Genomic DNA, 18838 nt, shown 5'->3' with positions numbered 1-18838 from the left:
AATTATCTCATTTTAACTATCATCTTTGCGCATTACGCAAAGATAAACGCTACCGTCATCGGGTGTTCACAGCCAGTCGCACGCCTTATCCCAATAGGGTGGGGAACCAAAATGGACGGCGAGGAAATCAATGAAACTGGCAATCTTACTGGACCCGCGCCGGTTAGCCAGATAAACGGCCCAGACCGCGCCTTCTTCCGCGGCCGGAGAGGGGGTCCATTCCCGTAGTACGGGGACGAGCCGGCCGGCGGCGATATCCCCTCCCACCAGCCAGGTCGGCATCAACAACAGGCCGGCGCCGCCAATGGCGGCTTCGCGCAGCATTTCCGAGTTGTTGGCGCGCAGGCTTCCGGAAACGGCGACCTTCTCCTGTTTGCCGCCCCGGCTCAATGTCCACCGGTTACCGGTTGCCTGGTAGTCGAACAACAGGCAGTTGTGCGCGGTCAAATCGCCGGGCTCCCGCGGCGCGCCATGCTCACCGAGATAATCAGGGCTGGCGCAGATAACGCGATGATGGGGCGCCAGCTTGCGTGCAATCAGCGTCGATGGACCGGGCACGCCCAGCCTGAGGGCGATATCAAGCCGGTCCTCGACCAGATTGGCCATGGCGTCGCTCAAATGGAGTTCGAGATGGATTTGGGGAAAGAGTTGCAGGAAAGCGAGGAGAGCCGGCGCAACGTGGAGCCGCCCGAAGGCAACGGGCATCGTCACCTTGAGCAGGCCGCTAGGCGGCCCGGACAGCTCGCCGGCCGATCGGTCAGCGTTCACCAGATCTTCAAGTATACGGCGGCCATCCTCGTAATATTGTCGTCCAGCCTCGGTCAGCGTCACGCTACGAGTCGAACGGTTCATCAGCAGCGTGCCAAGGCTTTCTTCCAACCCATTTACCTGCCGCGTCAGCGAGGATGCCGCCACCCCCAGCCGTCTTGCCGCCGGTGCGAACCCCCCGTGTTCAACCACCGCCACGAAGGCGCCGATCGCCGCGAATTTGTCCATACGTCACCTTTGCATTTTATGCAATGAACTTTTCGATATTGCACTGATTATCATCATAAGGGTAATGAGTGACAATAATTTTACTTCATTACGGGAGATCCATCATGTCCATTCCTGTCACTGTTACGTCTGACTTTATCTGCCCCTGGTGCCTGATCGGCCACCGCCGTCTGGCCAGGGCAATTCGTACGCTTCCCGCGGGCGTTTGCGTCGAAGTTAGCTGGCGACCGTTTGAGCTCAACCCGGACATGCCGGCCGAAGGCATGGACCGTAAAGTCTATCGCGCGCTTAAGTTTGGCAGTTGGGAGCGCAGCCGCCAGCTCGACGCCCAGACCGTCACCGCCGCGCACGGCGATGATGTCGCATTTGATTATGATGCAATAGAAAGGACCGCCAACACCTTCCAGGCCCACCGACTGATGCGATTTGCACAGCGCCACGGCGTTGCCGATGCGCTCGGCAACGCCTTGCTCTCAGCTTATTTCGAGCAGGGCCGCGACATCGGCAACCGGGCTACACTCGCGGAGATCGCCGTTGAACGGGGACTCGCTCGGGATGCCGTCGCCACCTTCCTCGCCGGTGAAGAAGAAAGCGACGCTGTCAGAGCCATTGAACGGGCCTTGCACGATGCCGGCATTCGCGGCGTTCCCAGCGTCGACATCGATGGCGAGGTGATTTCGGGGGCGCAACCGGCCGAAGTATTTACCGAGGTGCTTCTCCGGGCCGCTGAGCGGGCAGGAGCGTGTTGTGCGGCCGACGGGTCCAACGCGCCGACGGCGCAGATGCCACCACCTGACGCCACCTAAACTCCATAAAAAAAAACGGCAGGTCATGATGACCTGCCGCTCTTCTTTTTTCTGGCCCTGCCCGCTACCGCTTGGGCAACACCATCGGGAATGTGGTCGGCGAGAGAGGATTCGAACCTCCGACCCACTGGTCCCAAACCAGTTGCGCTACCAAGCTGCGCTACTCGCCGTACTGCAACATCTTAAAAAGGGTACTTAAAGGTTGTGGTGCGAAGAGAGGGACTTGAACCCTCACGTCCGTTAAGACACTAACACCTGAAGCTAGCGCGTCTACCAATTCCGCCACCTTCGCATGGCCACTAATGTTGGGGTGACTGATGGGGCTCGAACCCACGACAACTGGAATCACAATCCAGGGCTCTACCAACTGAGCTACAATCACCATTACTGATACTGCTTACCGCAACGTGAAGATACTGCTGACACGGCACTTGCGCACTAAATATGGTGCGCCCGACAGGATTCGAACCTGAGACCTCTGCCTCCGGAGGGCAGCGCTCTATCCAGCTGAGCTACGGGCGCTTAGCGCCGTTGCGGGTGGGGATAGTACGGAATCGCGGCCTGACTGTCTAGTGCTTTTTACTACTTTTGCCGGGTTTAATGACCCTTTGCTCATTTCCTGCCCGCTTAGGTCGTTTTCCCCGCCGTCAAAACGCCATGAGCCCTTCTTTTCGGGTACTTACCCCCCGGCGGGGGGCCGCGCGCCTACAAACGTCCGCTGATATAATAGCCGATAAAGCGTAACAGTTTCAGTTGGCGCCGGAAACGGCTGGGCTGGCTGAACAGGCGGTATAGCCACTCCAGGCCCATGCGTTGCCAGAGGAGGGGCGCGCGCTTTACATGGCCGGTAAAAACATCGTAGGTGCCGCCCACGCCCATATAGAGCGCGTCGGGATAGCTGGCGCGGCAATCGCGCATCAACTTTTCCTGCCTGGGCGAGCCCATCGCCACGGTAACGATAGCGGCGCCGCTGGCCCGGACCCGGGCGAACAGCGATTCCTGCCCGGCCGGGGCAAAAAAGCCGTCCTGCGTCCCGACGATGTTAACGTTCCATTTCGCGCGCAGGCGCTCGGCCGTCTGCCCGAGCACATCCGGCCGGCCGCCGATAAGAAAAACCGCCGTGCCCTCCTTGCCCGCCCGCGCCATAATACCCTCCCACAGATCGGCGCCCGCGATGCGCGCCACCTCGGCGGCGGGATATTTGCGGCGAATCGACCGCACGATGCTGATGCCGTCGGCGTACTTGTATTGCGCCTCCGCCAGCAGTTGGGCAAGCGCGGCATCCCGCTCCGAGGTCAGCACCTTTTCCGCGTTGACGGCCACCAGGGTGCCGGTCTTGACCCGTCCGCCGGCAAACAGGTAATCGACGCACTGCCGCTGATCGCGAAAACCCCAGATAACCAAACCGCGAATACGGTATAGGGCGATTCCGTCCTGAATTTCCATTTATTATCCTTACAAAGGCTGACGCGCTTACGATGATGCCTCTGTCGCCCCACGCGCGCGCCTGGGACGGATCAGCCCCGCGCGGTTAAGCAGCCAAAAGAGTAATTTTGCCAGCAACAGGCACATGCCGAATACCAGGGCGAAAAACACCACGCGCGACGTAAAGGCATCCAATCCCTCGCGGGCCAGTACTATCATATTAAACACGGCGCCAAAACAAAATGCCTGCAGCACCGCCGAACGATAACGGTCCGACGCCGCCTTGCCCCGTTCATACAGGGTATCGAATCCTTTCAGGATAAGCCCCACCAGGATGGCGCCTAAGGGAATAAACACCACGCCGCCCATGACCAGCAGCGAACCGATAAGCGTGGGCGAAATCGCCAGGCCGGAATGATTGTCCAAAACCTCCCAGGTAAAATAATTGGCGGTATTGAGCACCAGGCTGGGGCGGTCCGGCCATAACCAGCCAGGGATAAAGACATAAAAGTCGCGAATCACAGGCGCCAGGCCCTGGAAGGCTATCTTAGGGTAGTTTTGCAGTAACAGCGCCAGATTTTCCCAGGGGGAGAAGGTGTCGCGCGTCAGATACAAAAACGTATAAAACCCCTCGTCGCCGCTGACGTTCAGGCCGTAGCGCTTTAACGCCAGCCAGAACATGGCGGCCACGGCCACCAGACCGGACGCGCCCAGCATCCACAGGCTTATCCAGTTGCGCTGGATGCCGATAAACAAAAACAAGGCGAAGGCGATAATGATATTGGCCCGGGTCCCGCCGACCACCATATAGGTGAAAATACCGAAGGCCACGGTGCTGCATAAAAATAATAGCCAATTGCGCCGGGTGGGGTTAAGGAAATAAATAATTAACATTGCCGGGATAAAAAAATAGAAAAAGCGCTTCAGCGCCACCCCGGTAACATCGCGGGAAAATATCTGGCTGTAGGACTGCAGGCGGAATAATAAAAACCCGTTATGCATAAAGAATATCGCCACCGTGCCGACGGCGGTCAGCGCCAGCAGGATCCAGGTCAAATGCGTTTCCACCCGGTTCAGGGACAATACCGGCCCGGCGGCGGACCGGGAAGAAGAAAACCAGCGGGTTTTATAACTGACATAATAAATCCCGTAAAAAGCGGTGGCGGCCAGCAGCGCTTCCAGCAGGTTTTCCACCGGCGCCACCTGGACATTAAAGCGAAACGCGAGAATGCAGGTCAGCGGAAAACCCAGATAGAAGGTCAATAAATAAAGCAGTGAAAAAAAGACGTTGAAATTAAAGCGTATCCGGCGAAATTCCCGATAGGTCAGGGTCAGCACCAGCAGCACCGAGAGCACATAGACCACCAGCAATCCGCCGAACTGGCCAAGGGTCATGAGCTTGTCCCCGCGGCGACGGCCAGCGCCCGGCGCCATCCCTGCAGATAATTGGGATAAAAAAAGGCGATACGGCTTTTATCCACGCCGGCCAGTTGCCGTTGCGCCGCGCGCACCACCGATCGGTCGAGCCTGTCGCCGTGAAAAAGCACCGGCACCTGTTCCGCGGCCAAATCCTGCCAAAACGGGTTGCGCCGACTCAGGACAAACGGCACGCCGAACTGGATCAGCAGGCAGAGCGTGCCGATGCCCTGCTGGCGGTTAAACAGGAAATACCCCACATCGCACTGGCGCAACAGCGTCAGGTAAGCGTCAAACGCCACCGGGCGCGTCAGCAGCTCCAGCCGGTCCGCCGGAAACAGTTTCTCCCCTTGCGCCCGCACCCGGGCGATATAGGCCTCGTTATTGGCCGGATACCCCAGCGGCACAATCACCCGCACGTCGGCGCCGAACTGGCGGTGAATCGCTTCCAGCGCCTCCAGGTGGCGATTGGCGGCATCGCCGGAGTTTCCCACCAGCACAGTGAGGGTTTTACCCACCGGCGGCGGCCGGTCAAAACCCAGCGCCGGGTCCATGCGGGTGGGAAAATACAGCGGCGCCGCCGGCACCTGGGGATAGCGCGGGCGATAGACCGACAAATCGCCGAGAGTGGCGAACACATGGCCGACCCGCCCCTGGGCGCGGCGGCGCAACAAATAAAACAAACGGTGTTTTACGCTCTGGGATTCTTCATAGAGATCGGCGCCCCAGATATGCCAGCTGACCCGGGCGGCGGGCAAGGTCCCCAGCAGCAGGGCCAGCCAGAGCCGCGGGTTGAACTGCCCGTGCAGGAAGAAACGCCTCGCCGGTTCGGCGGCGGCTAAACGCACCACCGCCCGCGCCAGCGCCCGTTTATCCGCGTAGGTAGCGATAATAAGCCGCGTAAAGGGCGCGAACGGTGCGCTGTCGGCGGCGGCCACCATAAAATGATGGGGTTGTCCCTCGGGGAGATCGCCCGCCAGCCGATCGTTGAAAAAACGCAGCACCGTCAGGTTATGATGCGGGATATCCGCGCCAAGCACATGGGTTAATGGGATCATTTTTCCCTGCAATAAAGAAGAAATACGCCGCTACAAAGTAAAAAATACACTATATAGGTTGCCATATAAGCCTGCGTCGCGCCAAGCGCGCCATGCAGGGGAATCAGCCAGTGCGAAAAACCGGTCAACAACGCGAACTGGCTGATTTCCGTCAGCAGGTAAAAACGCAGCGAGGCCCGGGCTATGACCAGATAACCGAATACGTAAGCGCCCACTTTCAATACGTCGCCTACCAGCTGCCAGGCGAACAGGTCGCGCATCGCCTCGAACTCGGCGGAAAACAGCAGGCGGATAGCCACATCCCTTAACAGCCACAAGACCAGGCTAACCACCGCCACCGCGGGCATCACAAACAGCAGCGACCGCCCGATTTCCCGGGCGACGGCGCGCTTATCGCTTAAACGCGACAGGGTCGGCAGCAGGTAAACGGTAAACGAGGCGGTAATAAACTGCAGATAAGCGTCGGAGATACTGCTGACCCCCTGCCAGATACCCACCTCTTCCCAGCTATAGCGCTGGGCCAGGAGATTACGCATCAGAATATAGGCCAGCGGCAGGGTGAACGATGTCATCAGCGCCATCAGGGTAAATTTGCCCAATTGGCCGGCAAGCTGCCTATCCCATGACGGACGCAAATCGCCCGGGCTAATCCGCCGCCGCCGGGCCACCACCAGGGCCGCGGGCAGCAGCGTCACGGCCGGCACCAGCGCCAGTCCGGCCAGCGCCCCGGGGTAACCGCCCAGCCTATAGCAGAGGAAAAAAGCGCCCGCGCCCAGCACGCTGCCGCAGCTGACGGCCAGGGCGTTGCCGGCGGCGTCGCGAAAACCTTTCAGAATAGCCAGCATCAGGTTGGCATAGGCGATACCCAACTGGATAAAGGCCACCGCACGCACCACGCCGGCATAGTCGCCATGGCCGAACAGCCCGCGGCTGATGGATTCGGCGGCCGTTAAAAAAATCACCGCCAGCAGCGTGGAAAACCCCAGCACCATGGCCGACCCGGTGCCCAGCACGGCGCGCAATTGTTGCGGCTGGTGCTGGTACTGCGCCACATATTTGGTAATGCCGTTAAAAATACCCGCGCCGGACAGCACGCCGAGCACGGTCACCAGCTGCCGGAAGTTGCCCGCCTGGCCGACGCCGGACGGCCCGAAAGACACCGCCAGCAGTTTGACCACCAGCAGGCCGACGCCAATCTTGACAAGCGTCGAACCGGCAGTCCATAACGAGGCGCGGGCCAGCGACATATCAGGCGAAATACCGGTTAATCGCGCCGATGACCTGGGATTGATGCTCGTCGGTTAAGTTGTAGAACAACGGCAGCCGCACCAGGCGCTGGCTCTCCAGGGTGGTATAACGATCCTCGCCGCTGAAACGGCCGAATCGCAGCCCGGCCGGGCTGTCATGCAGCGGAATATAATGAAATACCGTCAGGATATCCGCCGTTTTCATATGCGCGATAAACGCCGAGCGATCGGCGATATCCCGCAGCTTTATATAAAACATATGGGCATTTTGCCGGCAGCCTTCCGGCACCGTCGGCAGTTCGATACGCCCCCGTTCCGCCAGCGGGAGCAGCGCGTCGCGATAGCGGTTCCACAGTTCCAGGCGGCGGCGGTTAATGATATCGGCGGCATCCAGTTGCCCCCAGAGATAGGCGGCCTGCAAATCGGCCATCAGGTAGCTGGAGCCGATATCGCGCCAGGTGTATTTATCCGCCTGGCCGCGAAAGAACTGGCTGCGATTGGTGCCTTTTTCACGCACGATCTCGGCCCGGTCAACCAGGGTGGCGTCGTTGATGAGCGTGGCGCCGCCCTCGCCGCCGGCGGTGTAGTTTTTGGTTTCATGGAAACTGAAACAGCCGATATGTCCCAGGGTACCGAGCGGTTTCCCGCGATAGGCGGACATCACGCCCTGGGCGGCATCCTCGATGACCGCCAGGCGGTATTTCGCCGCCAGCGCCATGATGGCGTCCATTTCGCAGGCGATGCCGGCATAATGCACCGGCACGATAGCGCGGGTTTTCGCGGTGATGGCCGCCTCGATAAGCGTTTCATCCATGTTCATGGTGTCGGGTCGGATATCGACGAACACAATGGTCGCGCCGCGCAGGACAAACGCGTTGGCGGTGGAGACAAAGGTATAGCTGGGCATGATCACTTCATCGCCCGGCCGGATATTCAACAATATGGCCGCCATCTCAAGCGACGCGGTGCAGGAAGGCGTCAGGAGTGCCTTGGGGCTGCCAAAACGCTGCTCCAGCCACCGCTGGCAACGCTTGGTAAAATCGCCGTCGCCACACAGCTTGCCGCTGCCCATCGCCGTGCGGATAAAGTCGATTTCAGTGCCCACCACCGGTGGGGAATTAAACGGGATCATGTTGTCACCTGTATAACCAGTAGGCGGTGCTGTCAACGTTGGCACCGCATGCGATGTAGAGTCGTAGCGCGGCGATATTGCCGGCCTGGGTGGCGACACGCAGGCGCGATATCCCCTGCAGGCGGCACCATGCCAGCGCGCCGGCGCATAGGATGCGCCCGATGCCCCGGCCGGTAAGCGCCGGGTCCACCGCCAGCAGGCCGATACGCGCCTCATCCGTGCCGAGTCGCCGGAGCGTCACCATGCCTTCGACGGCCCCGGGCCGGCCCTTGACCAGGCAGAGATCGTCAAAAGCGCCCAGGATGGCATTTTGTGCCCAAACGGCATAGAAACGACGGCAGTCCGCGCCGCGGTACCAGGGTTCGCGAAACCGGCTTAGCCTGAACGCCGCCGACGCCAGCAGGCCGACGGCCGCCATGTCGTCGCGGCCGGCCATGCGCAGCGCGCCGCTGCGCCCGCTTTGGGCGCGGTTTCGCGCCGCGCCGGTGGTCGCGCCGTTAATGACATCCTGGGCATCACCGCCGCCGTCCCGTTTCGGCACCCGCAGGCAGCAATCAATTTCGCCTTCCACCAGCCGGAAGCCCAGCACAGCCAGCGCATCCGCCAGCGCCAGGCTGTCGGCCGCCACCTTGGCCTGTACCACCTGGAACGCATCCAGGGCGGAAAGGGTCAGCGGCGCGGCGGCGGGATCAAAATTGAGTTTGCCGCTGGTTAAGGTGAAAAAATCACTTTCCCACTCCAGCGGTTCGATAGTGGCATGCACGGACATAGGGTCCACCCGATGGCTAGCGGCCGAAGCCGGGGTTGCAGCTTAGCGCCAGACACCTTTGGTATCGATAATCCAGCGTTGCGTAATATCGGCCGGGGGGCGCGCCCTGAATTGACGGTGATCCACCAGCATTACCAGTATATCCGCGCTATCCAGCGCGCTGTCCAGCCCCGCCAGGGTGGCGAGACCCGCGAGCGACGCGGGCAGTTGCGTCACGTTCGGCTCCACCGCCAGGGTCTTGCCCACATGCCATTGGGCTATCAGCCGGGTAATGGCGACCGCGGGGCTTTCGCGCAGATCGTCGATATCCGGCTTAAACGCCAGGCCGAAGCAGGCGATGGTCAGCTCATGGGCGCGTTTGCCGCTGTGCGCCAGGCAATCAGCCACCGCCGCCTTGACCCGGTCCACCACCCAGAGCGGCTTGCCGTCGTTGACCAGGCGGGCGGTACGGATAAGGCGGGCCTGGCCTGGATTCTGCGCGACGATAAACCAGGGGTCGACCGCGATGCAATGCCCGCCGACGCCGGGACCCGGCTGCAGGATATTAACCCGCGGATGGCGGTTGGCCAGGCGGATCAGTTCCCAGACATTAATATCCTGATCGGCGCAAATCAGCGACAGCTCATTGGCGAAGGCGATATTGACATCCCGAAAGCTGTTTTCGGTCAGCTTGCACATCTCGGCGGTACGGGAGTTAGTGACCACACACTCACCTTGCAGGAAAATCCGGTAGAGCTCGCTGGCGCGCGCCGAACAGCGCGCGGTCATGCCGCCGATCACCCGATCGTTTTTGATCAGCTCGGCCATGATTTTGCCGGGCAGCACGCGCTCGGGGCAATAGGCGATATTGATATCCGCCTCCTCGCCCGCCGTCTGCGGAAAACGCAGGTCGGGGCGCGCCTCGGCCAGCCATCGCGCCATCTGCTCGGTGGTGCCCACCGGCGAGGTGGACTCCAGGATAACCAGATCCCCGGCTTTAAGGACCGGAGCCAGCGAAAGCGCCGCCGCGCGCACATAGTTAAGGTCGGGTTCATGCCCGTCCATAAACGGTGTCGGCACCGCAATCAGAAACGCGTCGGCCGCCACCGGCCGGGTTACCGCCGTAAGATGTCCCTCTTCGACGGCGCGTTGCACCACGTCGGCCAGGTCCGGCTCGACAATGTGAATTTCGCCGCGGTTAATGGTCTCCACCGCACGCTGGTTCACGTCCACACCCACCACTTTTTTGCCGCGCGAAGCAAAGGCGGCGGCAGTGGGCAGGCCGATATAACCCAGGCCGATAACGGAGATCTGGTCAAAACTCATACTGTCACCTGATTATTCTTTAACGCGTCGATAATTCGCTGGCAGGCCTGCCCATCCCCATAGGGATTATGCGCCCGGCTCATGGCCAGATATTCATCGGCGTCGGTCAATAAACGGGAGACCGCCGCCTGGATGGTTTTGGGATCGGTACCCACCAATCTCACGGTACCCGCCGCCACCGCTTCCGGGCGCTCGGTGGCGTCGCGCATCACCAGCACCGGTTTACCGAGGGACGGCGCCTCCTCCTGGATGCCGCCGGAATCCGTCAGGATCATATAGGCCCGGTCCATCAGGTAAACAAACGGCAGGTAGTCCTGCGGATCGATAAGTTTAATATTGGGGATACCGCTTAAAATGCGGTTAACCGGCTCGCCGACATTGGGATTGAGATGGACCGGGTAGACCACCTGCACCTCGGGATGATGGCGGGCAATATGCGCCAGCGCGCTGCAAATGCGCTCGAAGCCGTCGCCGAAGCTTTCGCGCCGGTGGCCGGTGACCAGGATCATCTTTTTCTGCGGGTCGAGAAAATCGTAGCGCGTCTCAAGCCCGGCGCGCAACCCGGCGTCATTTAAAATGCTATCGCGAACCCAAAACAGCGCATCGATAACCGTATTGCCGGTAACGAATATCCGTTCCCCCGCCAGTCCTTCGCGCAGCAGGTTTTGCCGCGCGTTCTCGGTGGGCGAAAAGTGATACATCGCCAGATGGCCGGTTAATTTACGGTTGGCTTCCTCCGGCCAGGGCGAATAAAGATTGCCGGTGCGCAATCCGGCCTCCACGTGGCCGACCGGGATTTGCTGGTAAAATGCCGCCAGGCTGGCGGCCAGTGTCGTGGTGGTGTCGCCGTGTACCAGCACCACATCCGGACGAAATGACGCCAGCACCGGTTTCATGCCGGTGAGGATACGACTGGTGATTTCCGTCAGGCCCTGATCCGGACGCATGATATCTAAATCATAATCAGGTACGATTTCAAACAAACGTAACACCTGATCGAGCATTTCCCGGTGTTGGGCCGTGACGCAAATCCTGGATTCAAAGGCCGGGTCCTTGGCCAGGGCCAGGATAAGCGGCGCCATTTTTATGGCTTCCGGCCTTGTGCCGAAGACTGTCAACACTTTCACAGCAAATTCCTTTCCGTCTCAAATAAGCCTTACGCGTGGCTTCTCTATTCTGCCGCGTAGTGGCGGCGCACCCATTCGGATTAATGGCAGTCCCGGGGCTTTGCCCTTAGCGGCGGCGGCCCAGCGCAACGCCGGCCCCGACCAGGCCGCCCATAGCGCCCCAGAGAATGAGCAGGAAAATCCGGCGCGGTTTATCGCGTTTAACCGGTTCCTCGGGCGTCCTTAAATAACGGTAAGTCTGGAATGTATTCTGCAGCGTCGGGCCGACATTAAGCGTGGCCAGCATGGCCCGATTCTGATCGTATTCCACATCAAAACCGGGACCGGCCGCCTGCAGGGCTTCCAGCCGCGCCTGCAGCACTTGTTCTCCCAACAGGAACAACCCCGACTGCGGCAATTGCTCCTCGGGGACCGTGATCTGACTATGACTGATGCCCTGCCGCTTGGCAATATCCAGGGCATGGCGCAGCGCGCTAAGGTCGCGATCATAAACGGCATTGGCCACCGCCTCCTGGCGCTTGACCTGCGCCTTGAGTGAGATGGTGCGCGCCGTCCAGGCGCCGATGATATCTTCATTCAGATGACCGGCGGCGCGCTGGCTGGCAAACGCCACATAACGACGCAGCAGCAGACTGGCGTCCGCCGCCGTTTCGGCGGTGAGGGTCACCTGATCCGGCAATTTTTTGGCATCATCCCTCGGCGAAAACTGGATATTGCCGATCATTTCATCCAGCAAGACCGCATCGGCATGGGCGTCGCCCTGTTTGCGCGAGGTATAGTAATCGGCTGCCAGCCAGAAATCGCGGCGGGTGTCATAGGAGGACAGCTGGCGGATAAATTCCTGGTACGCCTCGTCGCCGATGCCCGGCATATCCGAGGTGGGCAAGGCGGTATTTTTAACATCCAGGTTACGCAGGAACTGCTGCTGGGAAAAATAGCTGCCGAGCATGTTCACCGTCGGTTTATCGGTGACCGCCGCCGCGGTCCATTCCTGCTTTACCAGATAAGAATAGACCAGGGCAAGAACCGCAAACACCAGGGCGGTGCCGATAATCCAGCGCTTGCCGCGCCACAGGGCGCAAAAAAGCCCCCGGATATCCAGCTCGTTATCCAGCGCCGCATCGCGGGCCGTCGGTTGGGTTTCTGATCTCATTTTTGTCCCGCATTACGGTTAGTGGGTCTCTGTTTGGCGCCGAACCGCCGCTTGGTGCGTTTAACGAAGCGCGCCACCCGCCAGGCGCATTTCAGCAAATAGCCGTAGAGTAAAAAAACCAGGATGAACAACATAAACATCAGCCAATCGGGCCAGATGAACCACTGTTCGCCCGCCACGCCGAACGCGGCCAGGATGGCGGCGGTAACGGTAATAATAACAAAGGCTTGCCGTGAACTGAAGCCGGCGCGCATGATAAGGTGGTGGATATGCTGCCGATCGGGAGAAAAGGGGCTCATGCCTTTACGCATGCGGCGGTACATGATGGCAATCATATCCATCAGGGGGATGGCGATAATCCACAGGCCGGTGACCGGGTTCATGGGATGCCCGGTGCCCTGGGTGCTTTGCAGGATAATCCAGATAATGCTGAAGCCGATCATGGTGCTGCCGGCGTCGCCCATAAACACTTTATAGTGGCGGCCGAACAGGCCGAGATTCAGCAGGATATACGGCAAAATGGCGGCAATCAGGGCAAAACACCACAAGCCGAGGCTGGGATTGTTGTCCTTGAACATCAGGATGCCCATGGCGCCGAGCGAGACGCAGGATAACCCGCCGAGCAGCCCGTCGATGCCGTCCACCATGTTAAACGCGTTGATTGCCGCCCACACGGCGAACAGCGTGACCGGATAACCAAAATAAGGTCCGAGCACCATTTCCCAAGGGCCGAACACATATCCCAGGCTATTAATATATAAGCCGCCGAAGTACATCATGGTGACGGCGACCAGCGCCTGGATGGTGGCGCGGGACTTGACGCTGATATCAAAACGATCGTCGAGCGCCCCGGTCAGCACCAGGACGCCGGAGCATAGCAGATACAGGCCAATATGCGGCACGAAGTGATCGGTATAAATGAACGTGAAACAGATGCCGGCATAAATGGAGATACCGCCCACCAACGGGATTTGCCCATGGTGTCGTTTGCGGTAATTGGGTTTATCAACCAGGCCGATCTTTTGCGCAACCTTGCGGGAGAAAAACAAAAAAACCATTGAAAATAAAAAAATAGCGAAAAAATCAGTACTCATATTGAGTAGGTTCACAATAGAAAGCTCTCTGCATCCATCAGGCTGTTAGAAGCGCCACCGATGTAGACGCCCCCCACTCTCTGCCTCAATCGTCACTGGGTTAGGTGACACTGAAATATTGATTTGTCATTTTTTTCGTCACACCCGAATCTCCGTCGGGTGAACTGAAGCAAAAGGCCGCTTGGCTAAACCTCTATTCGTCAGGCAGCGGCAAGTAAGAACTCACTATCCTAGCATCAGAAACAAAAAACGCCACGTCTTGACGTGGCGTTACCCGAGTTTTTGTGAATTACGAGCGTTTCATCATATCGAAAAACTCGTCATTGGTTTTGGTCATCGCTAATTTATTCATCAGGAATTCCATGGCGTCGGTTTCGCCCATCGGGTGGATGATCTTGCGCAGGATCCACATTTTCTGCAGCTCTTCCTGGGTAGTCAGCAACTCTTCCTTACGGGTACCGGAGCGGTTATAGTCAATCGCCGGGAAGACACGTTTCTCGGCGATTTTGCGCGAGAGGTGCAGTTCCATATTACCGGTACCTTTAAATTCTTCGTAAATCACTTCATCCATCTTCGAGCCGGTGTCAATCAACGCCGTGGCGATGATAGTCAGGCTGCCGCCCTCTTCCATATTACGCGCCGCGCCGAAGAAGCGTTTTGGCCGGTGCAGGGCGTTGGCGTCCACACCACCGGTCAGCACTTTACCCGAGGCGGGGACCACGGTGTTGTAAGCGCGGGCCAGACGGGTAATGGAGTCGAGCAGGATGATGACGTCTTTTTTATGTTCGACCAGACGCTTGGCTTTTTCAATCACCATTTCGGCGACCTGAACGTGGCGGGACGCCGGCTCATCGAACGTTGACGCAATCACTTCGCCTTTGACCAGTCGCTGCATTTCGGTCACTTCTTCCGGCCGCTCATCGATCAGCAGGACCATCAGGACGCAATCCGGATGGTTGTAGGCGATGCTCTGCGCGATATTCTGCAACAGCATGGTCTTACCGGCCTTCGGCGGCGCCACGATCAGGCCGCGCTGGCCGCGACCGATAGGCGCGGCCAAGTCCAGCACGCGCGCCGTCAGATCTTCGGTGGACCCGTTGCCTCGTTCCATGCGCAACCTGGAGTTGGCATGCAGCGGGGTTAAGTTTTCAAACAGGATTTTGTTACGGGCATTTTCCGGTTTGTCGTAGTTGACTTCATTCACCTTCAGCAGCGCAAAGTAACGCTCGCCCTCTTTCGGCGGACGAATCTTGCCGGAAATGGTATCGCCGGTGCGAAGGTTGAAGCGGCGGATCTGGCTGGGGGAAACATAGATATCATCAGGGCCGGCCAGGTATGAGCTGTCGCCGGAGCGGAGGAAACCGAATCCATCCTGCAATATTTCCAACACGCCGTCGCCAAAGATATCCTCTCCACTTTTCGCGTGCTGCTTTAAAATGGCGAAGATGATGTCCTGCTTGCGCATACGGGCCAGGTTTTCCAGCCCCATGTTTTCGCCGAGAGTAATTAGCTCAGAAACCGGCGTATTTTTTAATTCGGTAAGGTTCATAATGGTGGGTTCTTAAACTCGGGGTATTTCTCGAACTGTTTTTGTGAATGGTATGGCAGCGTAAAATCGTGCCTGTCTAACGGCATTTAATCCCAGCGCATCCCGTTTGGGCTGATGAACAGCAATTCATGCAAAATGAGTACAAGAAGACTGAAGATTGAGAGCGCCTAAAAACGGATCAATTCAAATCCAGGTGGCTTGAACACCTTGCTTGTAACGCCTGTGCCGTTTATCAGCCGTTTATGGTTCAACAAACGGTTCGACCAACTGTTCAACAACAGGACTCGGACAAAGAGTAAAGCTCAGATTCAAACTACAGGTAAGATCTAAATGCAGTGGACATAAACTTAGCACGGTTCTTGGCGGGCGTCTAGCGGTCAATACGAGAAAACATAGTGAACGTCAGGGCCCGTTGAGATAACCGTTTTTTGCCGATTACAGGTTTTTATTCAGGAACTCTTTCAACTGGCTGCGGGACAGCGCGCCGACTTTAGTCGCCACCACTTCGCCGTCTTTGAACAACAGCAGGGTGGGAATGCCGCGGATGCCGTATTTGGGCGCGGTGGCCGGATTTTCGTCGATGTTCAGCTTGGCGATAGTCAATTTACCTTCGAATTCATCAGCGACTTCCGCCAGGATGGGCGCGATCATCTTACAGGGGCCGCACCATTCCGCCCAGAAATCCACCAGGAACAGTCCCTTTGCCTGCAACACGTCCTTTTCGAAGCTGTCGTCACTTACGTGAATAATTTTATCGCTCATGTTCTACTCCACAGGATTATCATTACCCGGCTGGTTTAAGGTTAACCAACGACGGGTTGACTTTATTTCACTGGATACGCTTTCGTAATGCAATAGTTAACTGTTATTCTACCACACTATGAGCAAAACACACTTAACCGAAAAGAAGTTTTCCGACTTCGCCCTGCACCCGCTGATTGTTGAATCTCTTGAAAAACAAGGGTTTAATAATTGTACGCCTATTCAGGCGCTGACATTACCCATCACCCTTGACGGGAAAGATGTCGCGGGACAAGCGCAAACCGGTACCGGAAAAACGTTGGCATTCCTCGCCGCCACGTTTCATCATCTACTCACCCAGCCTGCCAGCGAGCAGCGCCAGACCAATCAGCCAAGGGCGCTGATCATGGCGCCAACCCGCGAACTGGCGGTGCAAATCCACTCCGATGCTGAACTCTTAGCCCAGGCCACCGGCCTGAAAATGGGTCTGGCCTACGGTGGCGATGGTTACGACAAGCAGCTGAAAGTGCTCGAATCCGGGGTGGATATCCTGGTTGGCACCACCGGCCGCCTGATCGATTATACCAAGCAGAATTATATTGATATGGGCGCTATCCAGGTGGTGGTGCTCGACGAAGCCGATCGTATGTTCGATCTGGGCTTTATCAAGGACATCCGCTGGTTGTTCCGTCGTATGCCCGCCGTTGAACAACGTTTGAATATGCTGTTCTCCGCCACCCTTTCATATCGTGTACGTGAGCTGGCGTTTGAACATATGAACAACGCTGAGTATGTGGAGATCGAGCCGCTGCAAAAAACCGGCTATCGTATCCAGGAAGAGCTTTTTTATCCTTCCAATGAAGAAAAGATGCGCCTGTTACAGACGCTGATTGAAGAAGAGTGGCCGGATCGCTGCATTATTTTCGCCAACACCAAGCACCGGTGCGAGGATATCTGGGGCCATCTGGCCGCCGACGGCCATCGGGTCGGGTTATTGACCGGCGACGTATCGCAAAAAAGGCGCCTGCGCATCCTGGAGGATTTTACCCAGGGCACGCTGGACATCCTGGTAGCCACCGACGTGGCGGCGCGCGGCCTGCACATCCCTTTGGTCACGCATGTATTCAACTATGATTTGCCCGATGACTGCGAGGATTACGTGCACCGCATCGGCCGCACGGGACGTGCCGGCGAAAGCGGCAGCTCCATCAGCCTGGCATGTGAGGAATATGCGTTGAACCTGACGGCGATTGAAAGCTATATTGGCCATCAGATCCCTGTCAGTAAGTATAACAGCGACGCGCTGATGACCGACCTGCCGGCGCCGAAACGCCTGACCCGCGCACGGCCGGGCACGGGTCCGCGCCGCCACTCGGCATCCCGCCGCAGCGGTGCGGGCGGGGCGCCACGTCATAACCGTAAACGTCCGGGCTGAACACCATGCTAAGTTGCACCTCGCTCTATGCCGCCATTGACTTAGGTTCCAATAGTTTTCATATGTTGGTGGTGCGCGAGGTGGCCGGCACCGTCCAGACGCTGGCGCGCATCAAGCGCAAGGTGCGCCTGGCCTCCGGGCTCAATGCCGGCAAGGCGCTGACTCCCGAGGCCATGCAGCGCGGCTGGCAATGCCTGCGGCTGTTCGCCGAACATCTGCAGGACATTCCCGCGGCGCATATCCGCGTGGTCGCCACCGCCACCCTGCGCATCGCCACCAACGCCGAGACGTTCCTGGTGACCGCGCGGGAAATCCTGGGTTGCGATGTCCAGGTGATTAGCGGCGAAGAGGAGGCCCGGCTGATTTATCAGGGCGTGGCCCATACCACCGGCGGGTCGGATGAGCGCCTGGTGGTGGATATCGGCGGCGGCAGCACGGAACTGGTGGTGGGACGCGGCGCGCAGGCGCTTGAGCTGTTCAGCCTGGAAATGGGCTGCGTCACCTGGCTCGATCGCTGGTTCAGCGATCGCAGCCTGACCAGGGAAAATTTTGATCAGGCGGAACAGGCGGCGCGCGCCATGATCCGCCCGGTGGTGTCGAAACTCCTGGCCTGCGGCTGGCAGGTCTGCGTGGGCGCCTCGGGCACGGTGCAGGCGTTGCAGGAAATCATGGTCGCCCAGGGCATGGACGAACAGATAACCCTGAGCAAGCTGTTGCAGCTCAAACAGCGGGCTATCCAGTGCGGTAAGCTCGAAGAGCTGGAAATCGAAGGCCTGACCCTCGATCGGGCGCTGGTTTTCCCCAGCGGCCTGTCAATCCTGCTGGCGGTATTCCATGAGCTGGGCATCAAGACCATGACGCTCGCCGGCGGCGCGCTGCGCGAAGGCATTATGTACGGTATGCTGGATTTACCGGTGTGCGAGGATATTCGCGAACGCACGCTGCAGAATATGCAGCGCCGCTACCTGCTGGATACCGAGCAGGCGCAGCGGGTCAGTTCCCTGGCGGCGGATTTCGCCCTGCAGGTGGCCAAGGCGTGGCAGCTGGACGAACGATGTTTTGCCATCCTGCACTGTGCGACCATGATTCATGAGATTGGACTGAGCATCGATATTAAAAACGCCCCGCAGCACGCCGCCTATTTGGTGCGCCATACCGATTTACCGGGTTTTACCCCGGCCCAGCAAAAGCTTATCGCCACCCTGTTGCAAAACCAGAGCCATCAGATCGATGTGGCGCAGCTCAGCCAGCAAAACAGCCTGCCGCCGCGCATGGCGCAGCGGCTGTGCCGGTTGATGCGCCTGGCGATTATCTTCGCCAGTCGCCGTCGGGACGAAACGGTGCCGGAGGTGAAGCTGCGGGCCCTGGACGATACCCTGCACGTGCTGTTACCCCACGCATGGCTGGCGCAGCATCCGCTGCGCGCCGAATACCTGGAGCAGGAAAGCCAGTGGCAAAGTTATGTCCACTGGCCGATGCTGCTTGAGGAAATGGATCCGCTTTAGCACAAACTGCCGTAACCCCGCACTGCGCGGGGTTATGCGCCGGTTCCCCGGCACGGTGCGCAACCCAATCGGCCGGCACC

At 58.7% G+C, this 18838-nt stretch carries 16 protein-coding genes and 4 tRNA genes; 3 read left to right on the top strand and 17 right to left on the bottom strand.

Features of this window, described 5'->3' with window-relative positions:
• Positions 1 to 66: 66 nt before the first annotated feature.
• Positions 67 to 996 (bottom strand): LysR substrate-binding domain-containing protein, encoded by a 930-nt coding sequence (locus ACL2XM_RS23375; protein WP_413731694.1) that lies wholly within the window; start codon positions 994 to 996, stop codon positions 67 to 69.
• A gap of 104 nt (positions 997 to 1100) precedes the next feature.
• Here ACL2XM_RS23375 and ACL2XM_RS23370 point away from each other — a divergent pair, with 104 nt between their 5' ends.
• Positions 1101 to 1802, top strand: coding sequence for a DsbA family oxidoreductase (locus ACL2XM_RS23370; RefSeq protein ID WP_413729286.1), 702 nt, complete (start codon positions 1101 to 1103; stop codon positions 1800 to 1802).
• 93 nt (positions 1803 to 1895) lie between these two features.
• Here ACL2XM_RS23370 and ACL2XM_RS23365 read toward each other — a convergent pair.
• The 16 genes from ACL2XM_RS23365 to trxA form a co-directional block, all read right to left on the bottom strand.
• Positions 1896 to 1972, bottom strand: a tRNA-Pro gene (locus ACL2XM_RS23365).
• Between the two features lie 35 nt (positions 1973 to 2007).
• Positions 2008 to 2094: transfer RNA gene (locus ACL2XM_RS23360), tRNA-Leu, on the bottom strand.
• 14 nt (positions 2095 to 2108) lie between these two features.
• Positions 2109 to 2184: transfer RNA gene (locus tag ACL2XM_RS23355), tRNA-His, on the bottom strand.
• A 63-nt stretch (positions 2185 to 2247) separates the two neighbouring features.
• Positions 2248 to 2324 (bottom strand) — tRNA-Arg (locus ACL2XM_RS23350).
• Between the two features lie 183 nt (positions 2325 to 2507).
• Entirely contained in the window at positions 2508 to 3248 is a 741-nt protein-coding gene (wecG, locus tag ACL2XM_RS23345) for a lipopolysaccharide N-acetylmannosaminouronosyltransferase (protein ID WP_413731692.1), read from the bottom strand.
• Between the two features lie 27 nt (positions 3249 to 3275).
• The gene (gene wzyE, locus ACL2XM_RS23340) at positions 3276 to 4622 is read right to left on the bottom strand and encodes an ECA oligosaccharide polymerase (RefSeq protein WP_413721619.1); all 1347 of its coding nucleotides are present in this window, start codon (positions 4620 to 4622) and stop codon (positions 3276 to 3278) included.
• Entirely contained in the window at positions 4619 to 5701 is a 1083-nt protein-coding gene (locus ACL2XM_RS23335) for a TDP-N-acetylfucosamine:lipid II N-acetylfucosaminyltransferase (protein ID WP_413731691.1), read from the bottom strand. Before ACL2XM_RS23335 ends, wzyE begins: the two co-directional genes overlap by 4 nt.
• Complete coding sequence (wzxE, locus tag ACL2XM_RS23330; protein WP_413731689.1) at positions 5698 to 6948, bottom strand: lipid III flippase WzxE; 1251 nt, start codon at positions 6946 to 6948, stop codon at positions 5698 to 5700. The genes ACL2XM_RS23335 and wzxE overlap by 4 nt, the downstream gene beginning before the upstream one ends.
• A 1-nt stretch (position 6949) precedes the next feature.
• Complete coding sequence (gene rffA, locus ACL2XM_RS23325) at positions 6950 to 8080, bottom strand: dTDP-4-amino-4,6-dideoxygalactose transaminase (protein WP_410013138.1); 1131 nt, start codon at positions 8078 to 8080, stop codon at positions 6950 to 6952.
• Positions 8081 to 8084: 4 nt separating this feature from the next.
• Positions 8085 to 8849 carry a dTDP-4-amino-4,6-dideoxy-D-galactose acyltransferase gene (rffC, locus tag ACL2XM_RS23320; RefSeq protein WP_410013137.1) on the bottom strand — a complete coding sequence of 255 codons (765 nt, stop codon included), beginning with the start codon at positions 8847 to 8849 and terminating at the stop codon, positions 8085 to 8087.
• Between the two features lie 42 nt (positions 8850 to 8891).
• Complete coding sequence (gene wecC, locus ACL2XM_RS23315; RefSeq protein WP_410013136.1) at positions 8892 to 10154, bottom strand: UDP-N-acetyl-D-mannosamine dehydrogenase; 1263 nt, start codon at positions 10152 to 10154, stop codon at positions 8892 to 8894.
• Positions 10151 to 11281 (bottom strand): non-hydrolyzing UDP-N-acetylglucosamine 2-epimerase, encoded by a 1131-nt coding sequence (gene wecB / locus ACL2XM_RS23310; protein ID WP_410013135.1) that lies wholly within the window; start codon positions 11279 to 11281, stop codon positions 10151 to 10153. Before wecB ends, wecC begins: the two co-directional genes overlap by 4 nt.
• A 106-nt stretch (positions 11282 to 11387) precedes the next feature.
• Entirely contained in the window at positions 11388 to 12434 is a 1047-nt protein-coding gene (gene wzzE, locus ACL2XM_RS23305) for an ECA polysaccharide chain length modulation protein (protein ID WP_413731687.1), read from the bottom strand.
• A complete protein-coding gene (gene wecA, locus ACL2XM_RS23300) occupies positions 12431 to 13543 on the bottom strand; it encodes a UDP-N-acetylglucosamine--undecaprenyl-phosphate N-acetylglucosaminephosphotransferase (protein ID WP_413721625.1) in 1113 nt (370 codons plus the stop codon). The genes wzzE and wecA overlap by 4 nt, the downstream gene beginning before the upstream one ends.
• 274 nt (positions 13544 to 13817) lie before the next feature.
• Positions 13818 to 15077: a transcription termination factor Rho gene (gene rho / locus ACL2XM_RS23295; protein WP_162367083.1), complete on the bottom strand. Its 1260-nt coding sequence runs from the start codon at positions 15075 to 15077 to the stop codon at positions 13818 to 13820.
• A 435-nt stretch (positions 15078 to 15512) separates the two neighbouring features.
• The gene (gene trxA / locus ACL2XM_RS23290) at positions 15513 to 15839 is read right to left on the bottom strand and encodes a thioredoxin TrxA (protein ID WP_162367082.1); all 327 of its coding nucleotides are present in this window, start codon (positions 15837 to 15839) and stop codon (positions 15513 to 15515) included.
• A 118-nt stretch (positions 15840 to 15957) separates the two neighbouring features.
• Between trxA and rhlB the strand changes: the two genes are divergently transcribed.
• Positions 15958 to 17253 (top strand): ATP-dependent RNA helicase RhlB, encoded by a 1296-nt coding sequence (gene rhlB, locus ACL2XM_RS23285; protein ID WP_410013132.1) that lies wholly within the window; start codon positions 15958 to 15960, stop codon positions 17251 to 17253.
• A gap of 5 nt (positions 17254 to 17258) precedes the next feature.
• A complete protein-coding gene (gene gppA, locus ACL2XM_RS23280) occupies positions 17259 to 18758 on the top strand; it encodes a guanosine-5'-triphosphate,3'-diphosphate diphosphatase (protein WP_413731685.1) in 1500 nt (499 codons plus the stop codon).
• Positions 18759 to 18838 lie beyond the last annotated feature (80 nt).

The organism is Sodalis sp. RH20, assembly GCF_047324205.1.
GTDB lineage: Bacteria > Pseudomonadota > Gammaproteobacteria > Enterobacterales > Enterobacteriaceae > Acerihabitans.
This window is presented reverse-complemented; position numbering and strand designations above follow the sequence as displayed.